The organism is Flavobacterium soyangense, assembly GCF_015277675.1.
Taxonomy (GTDB): Bacteria; Bacteroidota; Bacteroidia; order Flavobacteriales; family Flavobacteriaceae; genus Flavobacterium; species Flavobacterium soyangense.
In genome coordinates this window covers 28,467-45,714 of sequence record NZ_JADHEC010000029.1, presented here as the reverse complement: position 1 = coordinate 45,714, position 17,248 = coordinate 28,467, and the positions used below count along the sequence as shown (strand labels likewise).

Here is a 17,248-nt window from a genome sequence, read left to right as displayed (position 1 = left end):
TTTCAATATCTTTGGAACTCATAAATTTTGTTTTTTGTCACTCAAAATATATGAAAAAAAGGGCTTACTTTTAAAAGTAGCCCTTTCTGTTTAAAAATATTAATCGGTTAGTAGTGAAATTGAGTAATAAAAATAGGGGCTTAAAATTCCTATTTTTATTACTTTCAAATTTACAAAAATAGATTCATCTACCAAATCTCCACTCGCAACGAATCGGGTTGGTACATTTTGCTGCCTGGTTTAATATTAAATGCTTTATAGAATTCGGATACATTGCTTAATGGCCCGTTGATTCGGTATTGTGGTGGAGAATGCACATCGCTCATAATTTGTTGGGAAAGTGCTTCTTTATTGGAATTTACCATCCAGGCATAGCCATAAGCCAAAAAATAACGTTGATCTGGATTTAATTTACTAATCATTTCTTTGGCGGTGTATTGTTTGGTTTTCTTAAAGGCTTCGTACCCCATAATCACTCCACCCAAATCGGCAATATTTTCGCCTTGTGTTGCAGAACCATTGATGTTTTTATTACCAACTTTATACTTATTAAATTGTGAAACAATTAAGCCTGTTTTGGTTTTAAATTTTTTCAAATCTTCAGCAGTCCACCAATTGTTAAGGTTTCCTTTTTCGTCGTATTGACTTCCTTCGTCATCAAATCCGTGGGTGATTTCGTGTCCGAAAGTAGAACCGCCAATAATTCCATACAAGATAGCATCGTCGGGCAATTTTCCTTCAAATCCTGGCACTAAAATATTGCATGCCGGAACGCAAATTTCATTATTGCTTGGGTTGTAATAGGCATTGTAGGTCTGTGGATACATACTCCATTCGGTCCTATCCACAGGTTTGCCGTATTTGCTGGTCATATATTGGTAAGCCCAAACATTGGCAGCCATTACGTTTTGGCAATAGGAATTTCTATCAATAACCACACTACTCATGTCTTTCCATTTGTCTGGATAGCCAACTTTCATTACAATTTTACTTAATTTATTTAGCGCTTTCACTTTGGTTTCGGCACTCATCCAATCTAGTTTTTTTATGTGTTCGGCATATACGTCTCTAATGTTATTTCCTATTTCTAAAAGTTTTTCTTTAGAACCTGCAGGCAAATAATCTTTCACGTAAACCTGCCCAATTAACTCCCCAAGAGAACCATCGGTTTGTTCGACAGAGCGTTTCCATCTCGGTTTCTGTTTTTTTACGCCACCCATAACGGTAGAATAAAATTTGAAATTTTGATTTTCAATTGCTGCATTCAAATAAGAAGCATAGGTATTTACTAAATCCCACTTCAAATAGGTTTTCCAATCGGCAATAGGATAGCTTTTTATATAGGTGTTAAGCGCTTTGTAGAATTCAGGTTGACCAACTATAACCGAATCGGCTTTAGCAATTCCTAAATCTTTTAAAGTAATGTTCCAATCGATGTTTGGTGTAAGCGCTTTAAACTGCAGCACGCTCATTTTATTGTAATTCTTAACGGGATCTCGGAGTGCTTCAAGTTTTCGAGAGGCTTTCGCCAAATCGGTTTCTAGTTTCATTATGGAAGTTGCGTTTTGCGAAGCCTCGGAGGGATTTACTCCTAATAATTGCATCATAGCTTGAATATGTTTTACATATTCGGCACGAATGTTTACTGTTTCGGCATCGGTATTAAAATAATAATCTCTTTGTCTAAGTCCTAAGCCGCCTTGCATAAATTTCACCGCATTTTTAGAACTTAATTTATCGTCTTGCGAAACGTAAAAACTAAATGCAGCCCCTGAACCTATTGTGTGTAAATACCCTATGGTTTTTAACAAACTAGGAACATCGGTAATGGCTTCAATTCTGGCGAATTTGCTTTTTAAGGGTGTAATTCCTGCTTTATCAATTGCAACCGTATCCATTGCTGAGGCATAAAAATCACCAATTTTTTGTTTATTGCTTCCTTTTTCTGCGGAAGTTTCTTTGGCAGAAGTTTCGCAAATAGATTTAATCTGATTATTGATGGTGTCCTGAATCATTCTGAAAATTCCGTTACTTCTTTCGGAAGTAGGTATTGGATGCTGGTTGAACCATCCTCCATTGGCATAATGAAAGAAATCTTCCGATGGACTAATCGTAGTGTCTCTATTGGTAATTAATGGGTCAATAAATGTAGTTTCTTTTTTAGTACAACTTACTAGATTTATAATAATGAGTGTTACTGTGGCAATTTTTCGAATAATTTTCATAATTAAAAAATCTTAAGTGTGATTTGATGTTAAATTAACAGTAAAAGCCTCAAATATAGTGAATTTAAAGCTTAGAAGAAAATTATTTTATATCCATAAAAATTTATATAAGTTCTAAAGATAGTAAACTCTAGTTTTTATAAATTATCTAGTAATCGTTAAGTAGAATTGAATAATGTTCTCCAAAAAACAACAAACAAAAATAAATTTCCTATTTCTTCGAAACAGTCATCATAAAATCCTTCAAATAATACGGTTCAAAATAAGCGACATCTACAAAGTTGCTTTTTTTGTATTTTTCAAAACTCAAAAAGCTCATTTCCTTTGCCGAAGGATATTTGATTTCTTCCAAGAAAATAAAGTTTTCCTTGGTCAAAATTGGTTTGCATTTTTCAGCACAATCGCCAATAAAATAAAGTGTTTCATGCAACTCTTCGAAAGAGTTTTCGGTGATGATTTCGGCTTGTACGGCTCTTTTATTTTCGAAATTTGGAGTAAAAATTGCGCTGTAAACTTCCATCCTTCGGGCATCAAGCATTGGAATGACTAATCCATTAGAAACCTTGGCTTGCGAAGCCAAAACTTGCAAAGTATCCACTGCAATTAACGGAATATCCAAGGCAAAACACAATCCTTTTGCCGCAGAAACACCAATTCGCAAACCTGTATAAGAACCCGGACCTTGACTTACGGCAATCGCCGAAATATCTTGAAAAGTAATTCCGGCTTCTTTTATGATTTCTTCAATAAAAACGTGCAAACGTTCCGCATGAGAATAACCTTCTTCGGCAATTTCTTTGCAAAGAATTACTTTTCCTTCTTTTGCCAAAGCAACGGAACAATTCTTGGTAGCGGTTTCAATGTTAAGAATGTAGGACAAAATGGGTATTGGGTTTTGAGTGTTAGGGGTTTGGTAAAACCGTGATTGATAAAACTATTTTTTCTCTTCCGCTTTATCTAAAGTCACTTTATCACCCGAATTCAAATCCTTTGAAACCGTTGTGTAAGGTCCGGTGATTACTACATCTCCTTTTTTAAGTCCAGAAATTACCTCAATATTCGTATCGTCCTGAATTCCAGTTTTTATTATTCGGATTTTAGCTTTATTTCCCACTTTTACGAAGACACATTCCAGTTTCTTATCGCTTTTGGGAGCGGCTTTTTTCTCATCCTCATCTTCCACTTTAAATCCTTTCACAGCCGTTGTGTCTGATTTTACCACAACAGAACTTATTGGCACGGCCAACACATTGGTTCTTTTTTTAGTCTTAATATCAACAGTTGCTGTCATTCCTGGTCTAAAAGGGGAATACGTGACTGGTTTTCCTTCCAATAAATCTTGATAGGATTCTTTCAAAATTCTAATTTTTACTTTAAAATTAGTTACTTGATCTGCTGTTAAAGCTGTGCTAGCCGAATTCGAAATACTGGTTACAATTCCTTTGAACTGTTTCTTCAAATAGGCATCAACCTCAACTTTGGCTTCGTCACCCACTTTTATTTTTACGATGTCGTTTTCATTTACATCGACTTCCACTTCCATATTATTTAAGTTAGCCACTCGAAGAATTTCTGTTCCCGCCATTTGTTGGGTTCCCAAAACTCGTTCGCCCAACTCAACATTTAACACCGAAATCGTACCATCAGCTGGGGAATAAATTGTTGTTCTACCTAAGTTGTCTTTGGCTTCATTTACGGTTGCTGAGGCGCTTTGAACGTTAAAATAAGCTGATTGTTTGGTTGCTTTTGCCACTTCAAAAGTAGCTACAGTTTTATCCCAATCTGCTTTTGAAATAATCCCTTTTTGGAATAATGTTTTGTTTCTGTCATAATTGGCTTTGGCTTCATTAAATGAGGCATCCGCTTGAGTTAAACCTGATTTAGTGGCAGATAAATTAGCGACAGATCTGTTTAATCCAGAAGTATATAAATCAGGATTTATCTTTACTAATAAATCTCCTTTTTTGACAACTTGTCCTTCTTTTATTGGTAAGTCAATAATTTCACCCGAAACCATAGAGGAAATTTTCACTTCTATTTCGGGTTGGATTTTCCCTGTTGCCGAAACGGTTTCCACAATAGTTGTAGCGTTAACGTTAGCAATTTCAACCGATTTTCCTTTATCTTTATTCCCAATAACTCCAGTTTTAGAAAGTACTATTAATAATGCGATTATCGCAACAGCTCCGCCTATTAATAAATAAATGGTTTTTTTTGACATAATAAATTAAATTTTGATGATTGGGATTCCAAAATAGAATTCCAGTATTTTTATTTTGAAAATGTAATCATATTTGGTCCTTAACACTTCTGATTGGGCGAAAGAAAGCAAGGTTTGTGACTGGTTAAAATCGAAAGAATTCATTATTCCCACTGCATATTTTTCTTTGGCATAATTATAGGCCTCTTGTCTGGCATCTAAAGCCACAAGTGAGGATTCATAGGCATTTAAACCACCTTTAGCATCTGTAAATGCAGTGTAAACATTTCTTTGCAAAGCCAATTCTTCTTGTTCCACCGCTATTTTTGATTTTTCTAAATTCACTTTGGAACGCTCCACATTGTTTCTTGCCGAAAATCCATTAAAAATTGGTATCGACAATTGCGCTCCAAAGGTTTGTCCCTTATTATCAGTAAATTGTTTTCCAAAAGGAGCTGCTGGCTGCGCAACCGGAACTCCATTGACCAAAGCATAAGTGTCTGCATAAGAGATTCTTGTATTGAAATTGTAAAATCCCTGTAAAGTAGGCTGAAAACCTCCTTTGGCAATGGCAACATTTTTTTCAGCAATTTCTAAATTGGTTTTGGCAATTTTCAATTCTGTTCTTTCCTCTTTTGCCTTTTCATAAATAGCAATTGGGGTTTGAGCTAATATGTTGTTTTCATCTTTGGCAGTAGTTTCGTCAGTTACATCAAAATCATAAAACTCCTTTAACTGTAACAATTGAGCCAAACTCAATTTGGATATTAATAAGGCATTTTCAGCCGCAATAATTTTTTGGTTGTCTGAAGCCACAGTTGCTTTTATGTCCAACAAATCGCCTCTTGGCACCGAACCTGCTTTAACTAATTCTTCTGAACGCAGTAATTGCTTTTCGTTAATCGCCTTTTGTTCTTGTTGCACTTTTAGATTTTCTTTATTAAAAAGTACTTGCAAGAATGCATTGGCAACATTTAGCGCTACATCTTCCTGCATTTTTGTCAATTGGTATTTGGCTGCAATAATTGAAAGATTTGCTTTTCGAAGTGCATTTTGATTTTGCAAGCCTTTGTAAATATCAACACCAACTCTTGCTCCAAACGAAGAATATTGTGTCGTTTGATTTCGCAAAAGCCCCGTTGTTGGGTCTTGATTTAAACCCACATTCCAAGAGTGTGAAGCATTGGAGTTCAAAGAAGGAATAAAATTCCCTATTGCTCCTTTTTTTTCAATATCTGCCGTTTTAGAATCTAATTGGGTTTGCTTGATGGAAATATTATTATCTATGGCGTATTTAACGCATTCTTCTAATGTCCATTTTTTAGTTTGAGCCTGAATCGACAAGCTTAACAGCAGGATAAAAATGAGACTGATACAATTAATTTTTTTCATATATTTTTAATGAAAGCGTAGCAAAGATACCACACAAATTTAACATTTATTTTAAAACTGAAATTCTTTTTTTGAGATACACTTACGGTTTAGGTTCTTCTGTTTTCAAGCCCTGATTCCAAACTTTAATTTTGTCGGAAGCATTCAATCCGCTTTTTATTTCTACATAAATGCCGTCGCTAACTCCTAAAACAAGATCTTTTCTGACGAATTTTTGACTCGAAGTTTCAACTTCTACAAAAGGTTTTTGTGTTTTACCGTCAAATTGGATTAAGGCTTCTTTGACTGACATAACTTTATCAGCTCTCTCCAAAATAATCGAAGCGTTAGCACTCAAACCTGCCCTAATAAAAGTGTTATCTCTATTCAATAAAGAGGCTTTTATTTCAAACTGAATGGCTCCGTTTTCTGTTTTCCCTTTTGGAGCGATATCAGTTAAAACAGCATCAAACTTTTTGTTTTCAATAGCTCCAACAGTAATTTCAATTGGTAAGTTTACTTTTATTTTTCCTACTTCGGATTCATCAATTTTACCTACGAATATCATTTTCCCTACATCGGCAACGCTGGCAATCGTAGTCCCTTCGTTAAAATTATTACTTTCGATTACCTGATTCCCCACCTTCACCGGAACATCAAGTACCATTCCGTTCACGGTAGAACGAATTAAAGTGTTTGCATAATTTCCAAGCCCTGATGTGGTTCCTGTTTTTACAATATCATATCCTTGCTTTGAAGCGGCATAATTTTGTTTGGCTTGTTTGTAAGCTACTTGTGCTGCGTCAAAATCATTGGCAGAAATGACGCCTTTATCAAATAATGTTTTTTGTCTTTGGAACAATTTTTCTTGATTGTCCAAGTTTATTTTGGCAGTCTGCACCTGATTTTGTGTGCTGCTCAAATTCGAAACATTAGCAACCACCTTTATTTTGGCAATCAAATCCCCAGCCTTGATTGTTTGGCCCGCTTTTATATAAACGGTTTCAATAATCCCAGAAATATTTGGTTTTATAAGGACTTCTTCGTCCGGAACTATGTTACCGGTGGCGATGGTGTTTTTGAGAATTGTTTTAATTTCAGTTTTATCTGTTTCAAAAACTACTGGAGATTCTTGGTTTTTGGCATACAAATAATATAGCGCACCAAAAAAGATTATTGCTATAAAAATTAAAATTGTTATGGTTATTCCTTTTTTCATTTTCGATGGTTTTTAATTCGATTATTATTTTTGATTGCTGTTTTATTCTGTTCTTAATGCGTCAACAGGTTTTACTTTTATGGCCGTTTGAGCTGGTATTAATCCGGCCAACAATCCTGATCCAACTAATATAATTAATGCAAAAAACACTACGCGTAAATCAACGCTTGGATTGGCAAACATTGAACCTTCACTAGGCATTGAATCCAAAATCTTGTTGATTACTATCAAAACTCCAGTTGCTGCCGCAATGCCTAACATTCCTGCAGAAATGGTCAAAAAGATGGCTTCCAATAATATTTGGGAACGAATTGCCGCTGGCGTAGCGCCCAATGCTCTTCGGATTCCAATTTCCTTGGTTCGTTCTTTTACAACTATTAGCATAATATTTGAAATTCCGATAACGCCCGAAAGCAAAACTAATGTCCCCACAAAATAAGCAATGAACCTTAGTATTGAAAACAATCCGAGTATTTTACTAAACTCTGCATACAAATCAAAATTTCCTATGGCTCTTTCATCATCAGGACTAATCGAATGTCTTGATTTCATAAACTCCAAAATCTCAGGTTTCAGATCTGTAATGGATGTTTTGTCTTTTGCCGTTATTGCCATCCAACTTACTTTATCCCCATAATTAAAGGCTTGTTGAAAAGCGGTGAAAGGAACAAAGACATTTTTTTGGTCTTCTTCTGCATTGCCATTATTGTTATTGGATTTTTTCTTGTAAACACCAACAACCATAAAGTTTACGCCATTGACTTTGATATAAGTTCCAATAACTTCCTCTGCTTTTTCATATAATCCATCAATCACTCCTTGACCTATCACGGCCACTTTACGACTCAATTTTATATCCTGATAATTCACAAAACGTCCTTTAACAATGTCCATCGATTCCTGTTTGACATATTCAGGATAATCTCCATAAACGTTTAAAGCTACCGTTTTTGTTCCTCTAACTACATTATTCCCCTGATTGTGACCTCCTAATTGATTTCTTGGAGAAACATATAGAAGATCGGGAAACTTTTCCTTCAGAGCTTGAACATCGCTATTTTGAAAATTAAATTGCCTCGTTTTCGGGAGTCCTTTGTAGGGTTTTGAAGTGGCTTGGGTCCACATAAACATGGTGTTTGTTGCCATTCCAGAAAAGCCTTTTTTTACTCCGTTCTCCAAACCATTCCCAGCGGCGAGTAATATCACCAAGATAAATATCCCCCAGAAAACGCCAAAAGCAGTCAGTATTGTCCGGAAAGTATTCGCAGTCAATGCTTCTAAAATTTCATCCCATTTATCTTTGTCAAACATAATCATTCGTCTCTAAGTGCTACAATAGGTCTAATTTTGGCTGCTCTGTATGCTGGAAAAAATCCAGCTAAAGCACCTGCAAATACTAATAATCCCAAAGTGGTTAATGCAACGGTAAAATCGACTTCGGGGTTCAAAAAATAATCACTTTTAATCTGTGGCCCAACCAATTCTAAAAGTGTTAAACTAGACAAAAGCCCAATAAATCCAGCAATAGTGGTTATAAAAATGGATTCATGCAAAATCATTCCGATAATGGAGAGAGGCGTAGCTCCAAGTGCTTTTCTAATTCCGATTTCCTTAGTTCTTTCCTTCACTATAATCAACATAATGTTGCTTACTCCAACAACTCCAGCGATAATGGTACAAATTCCAACCCACCAAAAAAACAAACGGATGTACAAATTCAAATCATAAAACCGTTTGATATTTTCTACTGTACTGTTAATTCCTATTGCACTAGTGTCATCTGGAGCAATGGTGTTTTTGCCTTTGAGTAATTGTGATATTCCTTCGGTAAATTTCTTTGACTCTGCTAAAGCTTCTTCATATGTGTGTTTTTTGTGCAATGTAAAAGACATATCACTTAATTTATCTCCACCACTGCCAAAAACCTGTTGAACAGTCGTTATAGGCAAATATGTTCTGCCTTCTTCTCGTTCTCCACCTGGATCTGTAAAAACGCCTACCACTTCAAATTTCACATTGCTTATTGAGATTTGTTCACCTATAGCCTTTTTATCTTTAAATAAATCCTGTTTTAGCTTTTGTCCTATAATTGCTACTTTTCTCTTGTTTTCCAAATCCAAGAGATTTACAAATCTTCCTTCAACAATACTGACTTTTTCAATAGCCTGATGATCTGGAGAAACTCCCTGACAATCGTAGTTTCCGGTTTCCTTTCCATAGACAATATTTCCGTTCCAAATATTAAATTTCGAACTTTTCTTGTCAATTTGCTTTTCGAATTTTTGTTTAGAAAACTCAAAATCGCTATTGCGTAACTGAATTTGTCTTCCTGGATTTAATCCTTTGTATTCTTTTGTTGTTGTTCCTGCCCAAATCCAAATAACTCCTTCAGCATCATTTGCAAACTGTTTAGCTATTCCGTTTTCGAGTCCTTTTCCAGCGCCTAGAAGAATAACCAAAATAAAAATACCTGAAGCCACGGAAGTTCCCGTGAGAAAAGTTCTCATTTTGTTTTTGGCAATAGCCTCAAAAATTTCCTGCCAGCGTTCTATATTAAACATAAGATGAGGCCCTTACTTGTTCCACGAATTTATCGTCGATGATTATCCCGTCCTTTAAAACCACGTTTCTTTTGCACATTGCGGCAATATCAGGTTCATGGGTAACAATCAAAATAGTTTTTCCTTCGTCGTTAATTCCTTGGATTAACTCCATTACTTCATAAGAGGTTGCCGTGTCCAAAGCTCCTGTTGGCTCATCGGCCAGTAAAACTTTCGGGTTCGATGCCAATGCTCTGGCTATTGCCACGCGCTGCTTTTGCCCGCCGGAAAGTTCACTTGGAAGATGGTGAGAATGCGAAGACAAACCCACTTTTTCAAGATAACTCATTGCAATTTCGTTTCGTTCTTTCCTTTTTATACCTTTATAATACAAAGGCATTGCTACATTATCCAAAGCAGATTTATAATTAATCAAATTGAAAGATTGGAAAACAAAACCCAAAAATTGGTTTCGGTATTTAGAAGCTATCGTTTCGTTAAGGTTTTTGACAGGCATTTTATCCAAAATATAATTACCCGAATCCGCCTCGTCGAGAATCCCAAGAATATTAAGCAAGGTAGATTTTCCAGAACCAGACGAACCCATAATTGCAACCAGCTCCCCCTCTTTGATATTGAAATTAATCCCTTTCAGCACGTGCAATTCAGAACCTCCTACGTTATACGATTTATGTAAATCTTTAATTTCAATCATATTTACTTGAATTAGAGAATAATATTAATTATTTTAAAAAAGAAACAGTACTAATAAAAAGTTAAAACTCCTACTTCTAAAATGAATAAGACATATCTATGTTGAAAATGTTACAGTTTATCTAAAAAATATATTTGTTTTATTAATTTAGCCTTTTCAAACCAAAATAAAATGCTGAAATTCTTTCCAATTATAATTGTTTTCCTGCTTTCGGGTTGTTCCACTTCCAGTAAAATAGCGGCACTAAAACCAGAACCGGATGATGCAAGTCCATTGGTATACGAAACCACTCCTTCATTTATTAATTTACCTATTAACGTAAAATTGAAGGATGTCGAAAACCAGACTAATACACTTTTGAACGGCTTAATTTATGACGACAATACCATTGAAGATGATGATATTGAGATGAAAATCTGGAAATTAGCACCTATTTCAATAAGCAATGAAAACGGAAAAATAAAAACAATCTTACCTTTGAAAGTTTTGTTTAAATATAGAATTGGAACAAAAACTTTAGGAGTAGAATTGTATAATACCAAGGAATTCAATCTTAACGGAGTCGTAACTTTGATTAGCGATGTGGCTTTGACTAATTGGAAACTGAACACTAAAACCGAGTTAAAATCTTTGGATTGGAACGAAAGTCCCACAATGGTTGTTTTTGGAAAAAATGTTCCGGTTACCTATCTTATGAATCCAACCCTTAAGATTTTCAGGTCAAAAATTGAAAAAAAGATTGATGCGGCGATTGAAAAATCAATGGATTCCAAGCCTAATGTTTTGGCAGCATTGGACAAAATATGCACTCCTTTTCAAATGAGCGAAGCCTATGAAAGCTGGTTGCGAATAGTTCCCGTGGAAATATATTCGACTAATGCCAAACTCAAAAACGACACCTTTTTAATGGAAATGGGAGTAAAATGTACCATGGAAACTTTGATAGGAAATAAACCGGAATCTAAATTTGACGCAACAAAAATCACGCTAAAACCAGTAACCAAAATACCAAACCAGATTACGGCAAATATAGCGGCGGTCTCTACTTTTTCTGAAGCTTCAAAAATAATGACCAAGAATTTTGCCGGACAGGAATTTGGTTCCGGCAGGAAAAAAGTAACCGTTCAAAAAGTAAATATTTGGCACAAAAACGGAAAAATGGTGATTGCTTTGGATGTATTGGGGAGCGTAAACGGAACAATTTATTTGACAGGATTTCCACAATATAATGAACAAACAAAAGAACTTTTTTTTGACAAACTTGATTACGCTTTAGACACCAAGAGTACATTAATTCGAACAGCGAACTGGCTTGCACAAGGTTTGATTTTAAGAAAAATTCAGGAAAGTTGCCGTTATTCCATCGTTCCTAACTTAGAAGAAGGAAAACAAAATATGATGGCGTATTTGAAAAATTACTCGCCAATGCCTGGCGTTTTTATAAACGGCAAAATGGATGATATTCAGTTCCAAAAAATTCAATTAACAAACAAAGCCATCATTGCTTTTATAAAAGTAAATGGAACTGTAAATGTTTCAGTTGATGGTTTGAAGTAATCCAGATAATGATACCAATTATTGTGTTGCAGGATTAAAATTGAATGAATTGTCAATCTTGCTTTTTATTCATTCTCATTCGATAAATATAATAACCAATTGCTCCAACAAGCAAATAAGGAATCACCATCAGGTAAACAATGCCATCATTTACTGCTTGCGCTTGGACTTTATTTCCTTCGCCACCCAAAGCTGCACGACACATTGCACATTGCGCATCTGCTGAAACAGAAAAGAAAAAAGAAAACAGAAAACAGAAAATTCTTATCCTCCAATTATTTAGCCTTAGTTCTATATTCTTTGCTCTATTTTTCTTAATTAACATAATAAGGTGAAATCATTAAATATACTACAACACCAGTAACGGCAACATACAACCAAATTGGAAATGTGATTTTTGCAATTTTCTTATGCTTGTCAAATTTATTAGCCAAAGCCCTGACAAAAGTTATCAAAACCAACGGAATAACTGCAATTGACAAGATAATATGCGTTATTAAAAGGAAAAAATAGATAGGCCTGATTATTCCTTCTCCTCCAAATTTTGTTGAATCTGAAGTCATATGATACGCCACATACATCACTAAAAATGCAATCGACAGTGCAATAGCAGTTCTCATTAATCGTTCGTGAAGTATTCTTTTCCCGTTTTTAATGGCCAGTACTCCAGCGATTAAAACGACAGCCGTGATTCCATTTATAGTAGCGTAAATTGGCGGAAGAAAAGACAGAGGTTTTACTTCGTATCCATAATCTTTTAGTTTTACGCTAAAAAGTAACGCAACAACAACTGGAATTAAGATTGATACAATTACTATAAAGTTACTGAATTTTTTCTCTAATGAATTATCTTCCATTTTTATTCTTTTAATAAAATTGAAATGTCTTGTTGAATATCTCTAACACCTTTTTTATCTAAGCCATCATAATACAAAATCGGATTCCCATAATCATCTTTTCGGCAGCGAATATTTCCATTTTTATCAATCAAGGCGAACAATCCTGAATGTTCAAAACCACCTTTTACTTTGTTATTTTCGGCTGCATAAAGATTAAAACCTTTGTTAGATAAATCCAAAATATATGTTCTGTCACCTGTCAGGAAATTCCAATTCGAAGATTTTACACCCAATAATTCACGATGCGCTTTCAAAACTGCAGGAGTATCATGTTCCGGGTCAATGGAAATGGAAACAATACCAAAATTAGGATTACCAAAGAAAGTGTTTTCAATTACCAACATGCTTTGATTCATTTTTGGACAAATGGAAGGGCATGTAGTGAAGAAAAACTCTAAAACAAAGACTTTGCCTTTGTATGTATCATTGTTAATCTTGATGTTGTCTTGGTTTACCAATTCAAATTTTGGAGCCGGACCAATTTTAGTCAATTTTTCGCCTCCACTGGATGAATTAGAAACTTTGTCTAATCGATCTCCTTTTACAATTTCATTATTCTGAATTCTGTCGATTATTTTTGGAATAGCATAAATTCCAAAGACAAGAATGATAAATGAAATCCCGATGTAAGTTTTGTTTTTAAGCATTATATCTAAGTTTAAAGTTCTTTTGTAGCATTATGGTTTTTCTTCAGAGCAGCTCGATATTCATAAAGAATAACCCTAAAATCGTCTAACATTTCGTTGCTCAAGTCAGAAGGATGAAAGGTATTATACCCTTCTTTATATCCTTTTTTCTCTTTTCTCCCTCTAAGATTTCTTTTTTTGTCAATGATATAAACATTTGGAGTTCCCAAATCTTTATCTAATTTCCCAACGAGTTTTAATTGGTCATAAAAAGTGTTGATTTTCTCCGGCGAAGTAAACACAAAATGCCATTGGCTGACATCAGTAAATGACCCCAAAGCATCAACAATTTTTTTAGCATCTGCTTCTGTTCCCAAAGGACAAACGACCACAAATTGTAAATCTTTGAAAGCATGATATTGTTGATAAATTTTTTGATTCAGGTTGAAGAAATTTCCTTTATTTTTAAAAATATTGGAACCCGAAAATCCTAGAATTGTTATTTTATCATTGAGACTGACTTTCTCATTTTTTAAGGATTTCCAATTGCCAAAATCGGCAACTTTAGGCGTAATTATCGGTAATTTCGTGAAACTATTTATTCCCGATGCAAAAAACAAATAAGCAACAATTGGCAAAACAAAAAGGATGAAGAGAACAATATTCTTTTTCATAAGTTAGGAATAAATATAAAGCACAAAAATAAAAAAAGGCACGCAATGCGCACCCATTTTTTGAATTAATATCTTGTTAAAAATTCCATTTGATTGTGGAGATTTTAAAAACCTCGAAAATATAATTTCCTTCAGTCAAAAGGATAAAAAGCAAATAGATTACCAAGAAAATTAATGGCAAAACAACTGCATATCTTAAAACCGATTTTTCCCCTTCCATGTGCATGAAAGCATATACAATATAATACGCTTTTACGAGTGTAAGAATAATAAACAGCCAGTTTAACAAATTCATGCCCAATAAATTATTCATGTGCAAAAATTCAGGTTTTGTTATACCGAAAAACACCTCAACGATTGTTATTACAGACAATATTCCAAAAACTGTCCAAATTCTTTTTGTATTAGATACGTGTTCGTGTGACATAATATAAATTTTGTAAATTAAACTAGATAGAAAACCGTGAATACAAATACCCAAACTAAATCAACAAAGTGCCAATAAAGTCCAACTTTTTCTACCATTTCATAACTTTTTCTTTTCTCGTAAGTTCCTAGAATCACATTAAAAAATATAATACAATTTATAACAACTCCAGAAAATACGTGGAAACCGTGGAAACCTGTAATAAAGAAAAAGAAATCAGCAAACAACTTGCTACCATACTCATTCCTTGTCAGGTTAGCGCCTTCAACAACTAAAGTTGCCTGAGTTAAACGCAATTCTGATTCACTTCTGGTTAGTATTGTTTTATGCTTTTCAGCATTTACCGTTTCAGTTCTAATCAATAAATCTGGATGAGATTTAAAACCTGCCTGAACTTCGGCAACAGAATACTCCGGTATAGAAGGTTCGTCCATAAACCATCTTCCTTTATTTCGGGTCAATTGTTCTCTTTCTTCGGGCATAGTTGCAGCAAAACTTTCAATTGCTACTCTTTTTCCATTTTTATCCACAAACTGAAGCAAACTTCCTCCCTTTGTTTCAACAGCGCCATACTCACCTTTGATGAAATTTTTCCATTCCCAAGCTTGTGATCCTACGAATATCAAACCACCAATGATGGTTAAGAACAAATAAACTGCTACTTTATCTTTTTTCAGTTGGTGACCTGCATCAACGGCTAGAACCATTGTTACGGATGAAAAAATCAAAATAAAAGTCATAAATGCTACATAAAGCATTGGCTGAGGATTACCGTGCATAAACGGAACGTGTGTAAACACTTCATCGGCTAAAGGCCAAGTTTCAATAAATTTAAATCTTGAAAAACCATAAGCTGCAAGAAATCCTGAGAATGTTAAAGCATCTGATACGATAAAAAACCACATCATTAATTTACCATAGCTTGCTCCCATTGGCTCATTGCCGCCTCCCCAAGTTTTTCCTACACTGTTTTCAGTAGTAACTGTCTCCATAAAAAGTCATTCGTTAAAAAGTTTTCAAATCTACAATTTTTTCTTATTTAAAGAAATATAAAAATAAAAATAAATAAACCCACAATAAATCAAGAAAGTGCCAATACATTGCACCAAGCTCAATACCAAGAGTTTGAGTCGAATTGTATTTGTGTTTTAATTGTTTGTAAATAATAATTAATAGCGCAATTAAGCCACCGGCAAGGTGTAATAAGTGTACAACAGTAACAATATAAAGAAATGTTGTCGTAATTGAACTTTCGGCTCCGGTAAAATAATAGCCATTTGCCACAATTTGACCAAAACCCACAAATTGTAAAATCACAAATAAAATCCCTAAGGCTAAAGTAGCGAAAAGCAATGATGTTGTTGCTTTTTGATTGTCTTTTTGGATGGCTTTTTTTGCCAAATAAAAAGTCAAACTACAGCCTAATATCACTACCGTGCTGAAGAAAAATGCTGTTGGCAATTGAAAATCTTTCAACCAATCTGCTCTTGATTTACTTACCACAAAAGCACTCGTAAGTCCAGCAAACATCATAATCATACTTATCATTGCAAACAATAATAGCAATTTATAAGACCTGTCTGATCTTAGTTTATGCTCTAGGGCGGTCATTGTTGTTGTCATAACTATCTTAAAATTTTATCAAATATATAAATTAATTGCAATAAAGTAATATAGGAAACACTAACAAGCATCAAGGTTCTTGCAGCTTTTGAGCTTCTTAACTTGTACAATCGCACTGAATAATAAAGCATCCAAAGTCCAAGAAAAAACACCAACACCGCAGCCACTGGCGAAATAAAGAATTGTCCTGTATACCCCAAAGCTGGTAATAACGACACAATAATCAACCAAACCGTATACAATATTATTTGCAAAGCTGTCCCTCTATCTTTTTTGCCTGTTGGCAACATAAAGAAACCAGCTTTTTCATAGTCTTCATATAAAAACCAACCAATTGCCCAAAAGTGGGGAAACTGCCAGAAAAACTGAATCAGAAACAAGGTTCCTGCTTCAATGCCAAAATTTCCTGTTGCCGCAACCCAACCCAACATAAAAGGAATCGCTCCCGGAAATGCACCCACAAAAACCGACAAAGAAGTCATTGTTTTCAATGGCGTATAAACGCTGGTATATAAAAATATGGAAATCGCACCAAACATTGCTGTTTTTGGATTGATGGTATACAATAAAACAATTCCGATAAGGGTTAAAATACTGGCAATGACCAACGCCGCATTTGGAGACATTCTTCCTGCCGGAACGGGACGATTTTTAGTCCGATCCATCAAAGCATCAAGATCTTTTTCAATAACTTGATTGTAAGCATTTGAAGCACCAACCATACAATAACCGCCAATAGCAAGTTTCAACAAAATCATCCAATCTAAAGAATGAAGATCAGGTACTCCAAGCATAAATCCGGCGATTGAAGAAAAAACAACACTAATAGCCAAACCTGCTTTAGTGATTGCCTTGAAGTCAGCGTAAATTGATTTTATGGAAATGGCGTTTGATGAACTATTCAAAGTTTGCTTTATTTGTTTTTAAAACTTTTGCAAAAGTAGTTTATCAAAAGGGATTAGACAAAAAACAATTCATAAAAAAAAATATTTAATAAATTCACTTGTATTTTAAGCCCAAAGCAAGCTAATTTAAATCGTAACAACCTTTTTTAGTTGTTTGACTGAAACTGATTTTATTGAAATTCAGTCATCTTTTCGTAAATAGATTTTGATATAGGACATCCTCTTTTTTTTAATTCGGAATGAGCAATCAAAACTGTATTTAGTTCT

17 protein-coding genes are annotated in these 17,248 nt (G+C 34.5%); 1 reads left to right on the top strand and 16 read right to left on the bottom strand.

Going from position 1 to position 17,248, the window contains the following annotated elements; translation table 11 throughout:
- Window positions 1-188: 188 nt before the first annotated feature.
- The 8 genes from IR213_RS12355 to IR213_RS12320 all read right to left on the bottom strand — a co-directional run bounded on the left by IR213_RS12355 (window position 189) and on the right by IR213_RS12320 (window position 10,270).
- On the bottom strand, window positions 189-2,225 hold the full coding sequence (locus IR213_RS12355) for a M13 family metallopeptidase (protein WP_194312616.1): 2,037 nt from the start codon (window positions 2,223-2,225) through the stop codon (window positions 189-191).
- Between the two features lie 211 nt (window positions 2,226-2,436).
- Window positions 2,437-3,105 (bottom strand): tRNA (adenosine(37)-N6)-threonylcarbamoyltransferase complex dimerization subunit type 1 TsaB, encoded by a 669-nt coding sequence (tsaB, locus tag IR213_RS12350; RefSeq protein WP_194312615.1) that lies wholly within the window; start codon window positions 3,103-3,105, stop codon window positions 2,437-2,439.
- 54 nt (window positions 3,106-3,159) lie between these two features.
- Window positions 3,160-4,446 carry an efflux RND transporter periplasmic adaptor subunit gene (locus IR213_RS12345; RefSeq protein ID WP_194312614.1) on the bottom strand — a complete coding sequence of 429 codons (1,287 nt, stop codon included), beginning with the start codon at window positions 4,444-4,446 and terminating at the stop codon, window positions 3,160-3,162.
- Between the two features lie 6 nt (window positions 4,447-4,452).
- Complete coding sequence (locus IR213_RS12340) at window positions 4,453-5,817, bottom strand: TolC family protein (RefSeq protein ID WP_194312613.1); 1,365 nt, start codon at window positions 5,815-5,817, stop codon at window positions 4,453-4,455.
- Window positions 5,818-5,899: 82 nt separating this feature from the next.
- Window positions 5,900-7,015, bottom strand: a complete 1,116-nt coding sequence (locus IR213_RS12335; protein ID WP_194312612.1) for an efflux RND transporter periplasmic adaptor subunit — start codon at window positions 7,013-7,015, stop codon at window positions 5,900-5,902.
- Window positions 7,016-7,057: 42 nt separating this feature from the next.
- Window positions 7,058-8,326 carry an ABC transporter permease gene (locus tag IR213_RS12330; protein ID WP_194312611.1) on the bottom strand — a complete coding sequence of 423 codons (1,269 nt, stop codon included), beginning with the start codon at window positions 8,324-8,326 and terminating at the stop codon, window positions 7,058-7,060.
- A 2-nt stretch (window positions 8,327-8,328) separates the two neighbouring features.
- Window positions 8,329-9,576 (bottom strand): ABC transporter permease, encoded by a 1,248-nt coding sequence (locus IR213_RS12325; RefSeq protein ID WP_194312610.1) that lies wholly within the window; start codon window positions 9,574-9,576, stop codon window positions 8,329-8,331.
- Window positions 9,569-10,270 (bottom strand): ABC transporter ATP-binding protein, encoded by a 702-nt coding sequence (locus IR213_RS12320; protein WP_194312609.1) that lies wholly within the window; start codon window positions 10,268-10,270, stop codon window positions 9,569-9,571. Before IR213_RS12320 ends, IR213_RS12325 begins: the two co-directional genes overlap by 8 nt.
- Before the next feature lie 171 nt (window positions 10,271-10,441).
- On the opposite strand from IR213_RS12320, the gene IR213_RS12315 reads away from it, so the two are divergent.
- Window positions 10,442-11,827 (top strand): DUF4403 family protein, encoded by a 1,386-nt coding sequence (locus IR213_RS12315; RefSeq protein WP_194312608.1) that lies wholly within the window; start codon window positions 10,442-10,444, stop codon window positions 11,825-11,827.
- A 52-nt stretch (window positions 11,828-11,879) separates the two neighbouring features.
- Here IR213_RS12315 and IR213_RS12310 read toward each other — a convergent pair whose 3' ends face one another.
- From IR213_RS12310 to cyoE, 8 genes are all read right to left on the bottom strand, one after another.
- On the bottom strand, window positions 11,880-12,152 hold the full coding sequence (locus IR213_RS12310; RefSeq protein WP_194312607.1) for a hypothetical protein: 273 nt from the start codon (window positions 12,150-12,152) through the stop codon (window positions 11,880-11,882).
- A complete protein-coding gene (locus IR213_RS12305; RefSeq protein WP_194312606.1) occupies window positions 12,142-12,684 on the bottom strand; it encodes a DUF420 domain-containing protein in 543 nt (180 codons plus the stop codon). Before IR213_RS12305 ends, IR213_RS12310 begins: the two co-directional genes overlap by 11 nt.
- 2 nt (window positions 12,685-12,686) lie before the next feature.
- Entirely contained in the window at window positions 12,687-13,373 is a 687-nt protein-coding gene (locus IR213_RS12300; protein WP_194312605.1) for an SCO family protein, read from the bottom strand.
- An 11-nt stretch (window positions 13,374-13,384) separates the two neighbouring features.
- The gene (locus IR213_RS12295; RefSeq protein WP_194312604.1) at window positions 13,385-14,026 is read right to left on the bottom strand and encodes a hypothetical protein; all 642 of its coding nucleotides are present in this window, start codon (window positions 14,024-14,026) and stop codon (window positions 13,385-13,387) included.
- A 76-nt stretch (window positions 14,027-14,102) separates the two neighbouring features.
- Window positions 14,103-14,453 carry a cytochrome C oxidase subunit IV family protein gene (locus IR213_RS12290; RefSeq protein WP_194312603.1) on the bottom strand — a complete coding sequence of 117 codons (351 nt, stop codon included), beginning with the start codon at window positions 14,451-14,453 and terminating at the stop codon, window positions 14,103-14,105.
- Window positions 14,454-14,470: 17 nt separating this feature from the next.
- Window positions 14,471-15,445, bottom strand: a complete 975-nt coding sequence (locus tag IR213_RS12285) for a cytochrome c oxidase subunit 3 (protein WP_194312602.1) — start codon at window positions 15,443-15,445, stop codon at window positions 14,471-14,473.
- Window positions 15,446-15,488: 43 nt separating this feature from the next.
- A complete protein-coding gene (locus IR213_RS12280) occupies window positions 15,489-16,076 on the bottom strand; it encodes a cytochrome c oxidase subunit 3 (RefSeq protein ID WP_194312601.1) in 588 nt (195 codons plus the stop codon).
- A gap of 2 nt (window positions 16,077-16,078) precedes the next feature.
- A complete protein-coding gene (gene cyoE / locus IR213_RS12275) occupies window positions 16,079-16,993 on the bottom strand; it encodes a heme o synthase (protein ID WP_394354923.1) in 915 nt (304 codons plus the stop codon).
- Window positions 16,994-17,248: the final 255 nt, after the last annotated feature.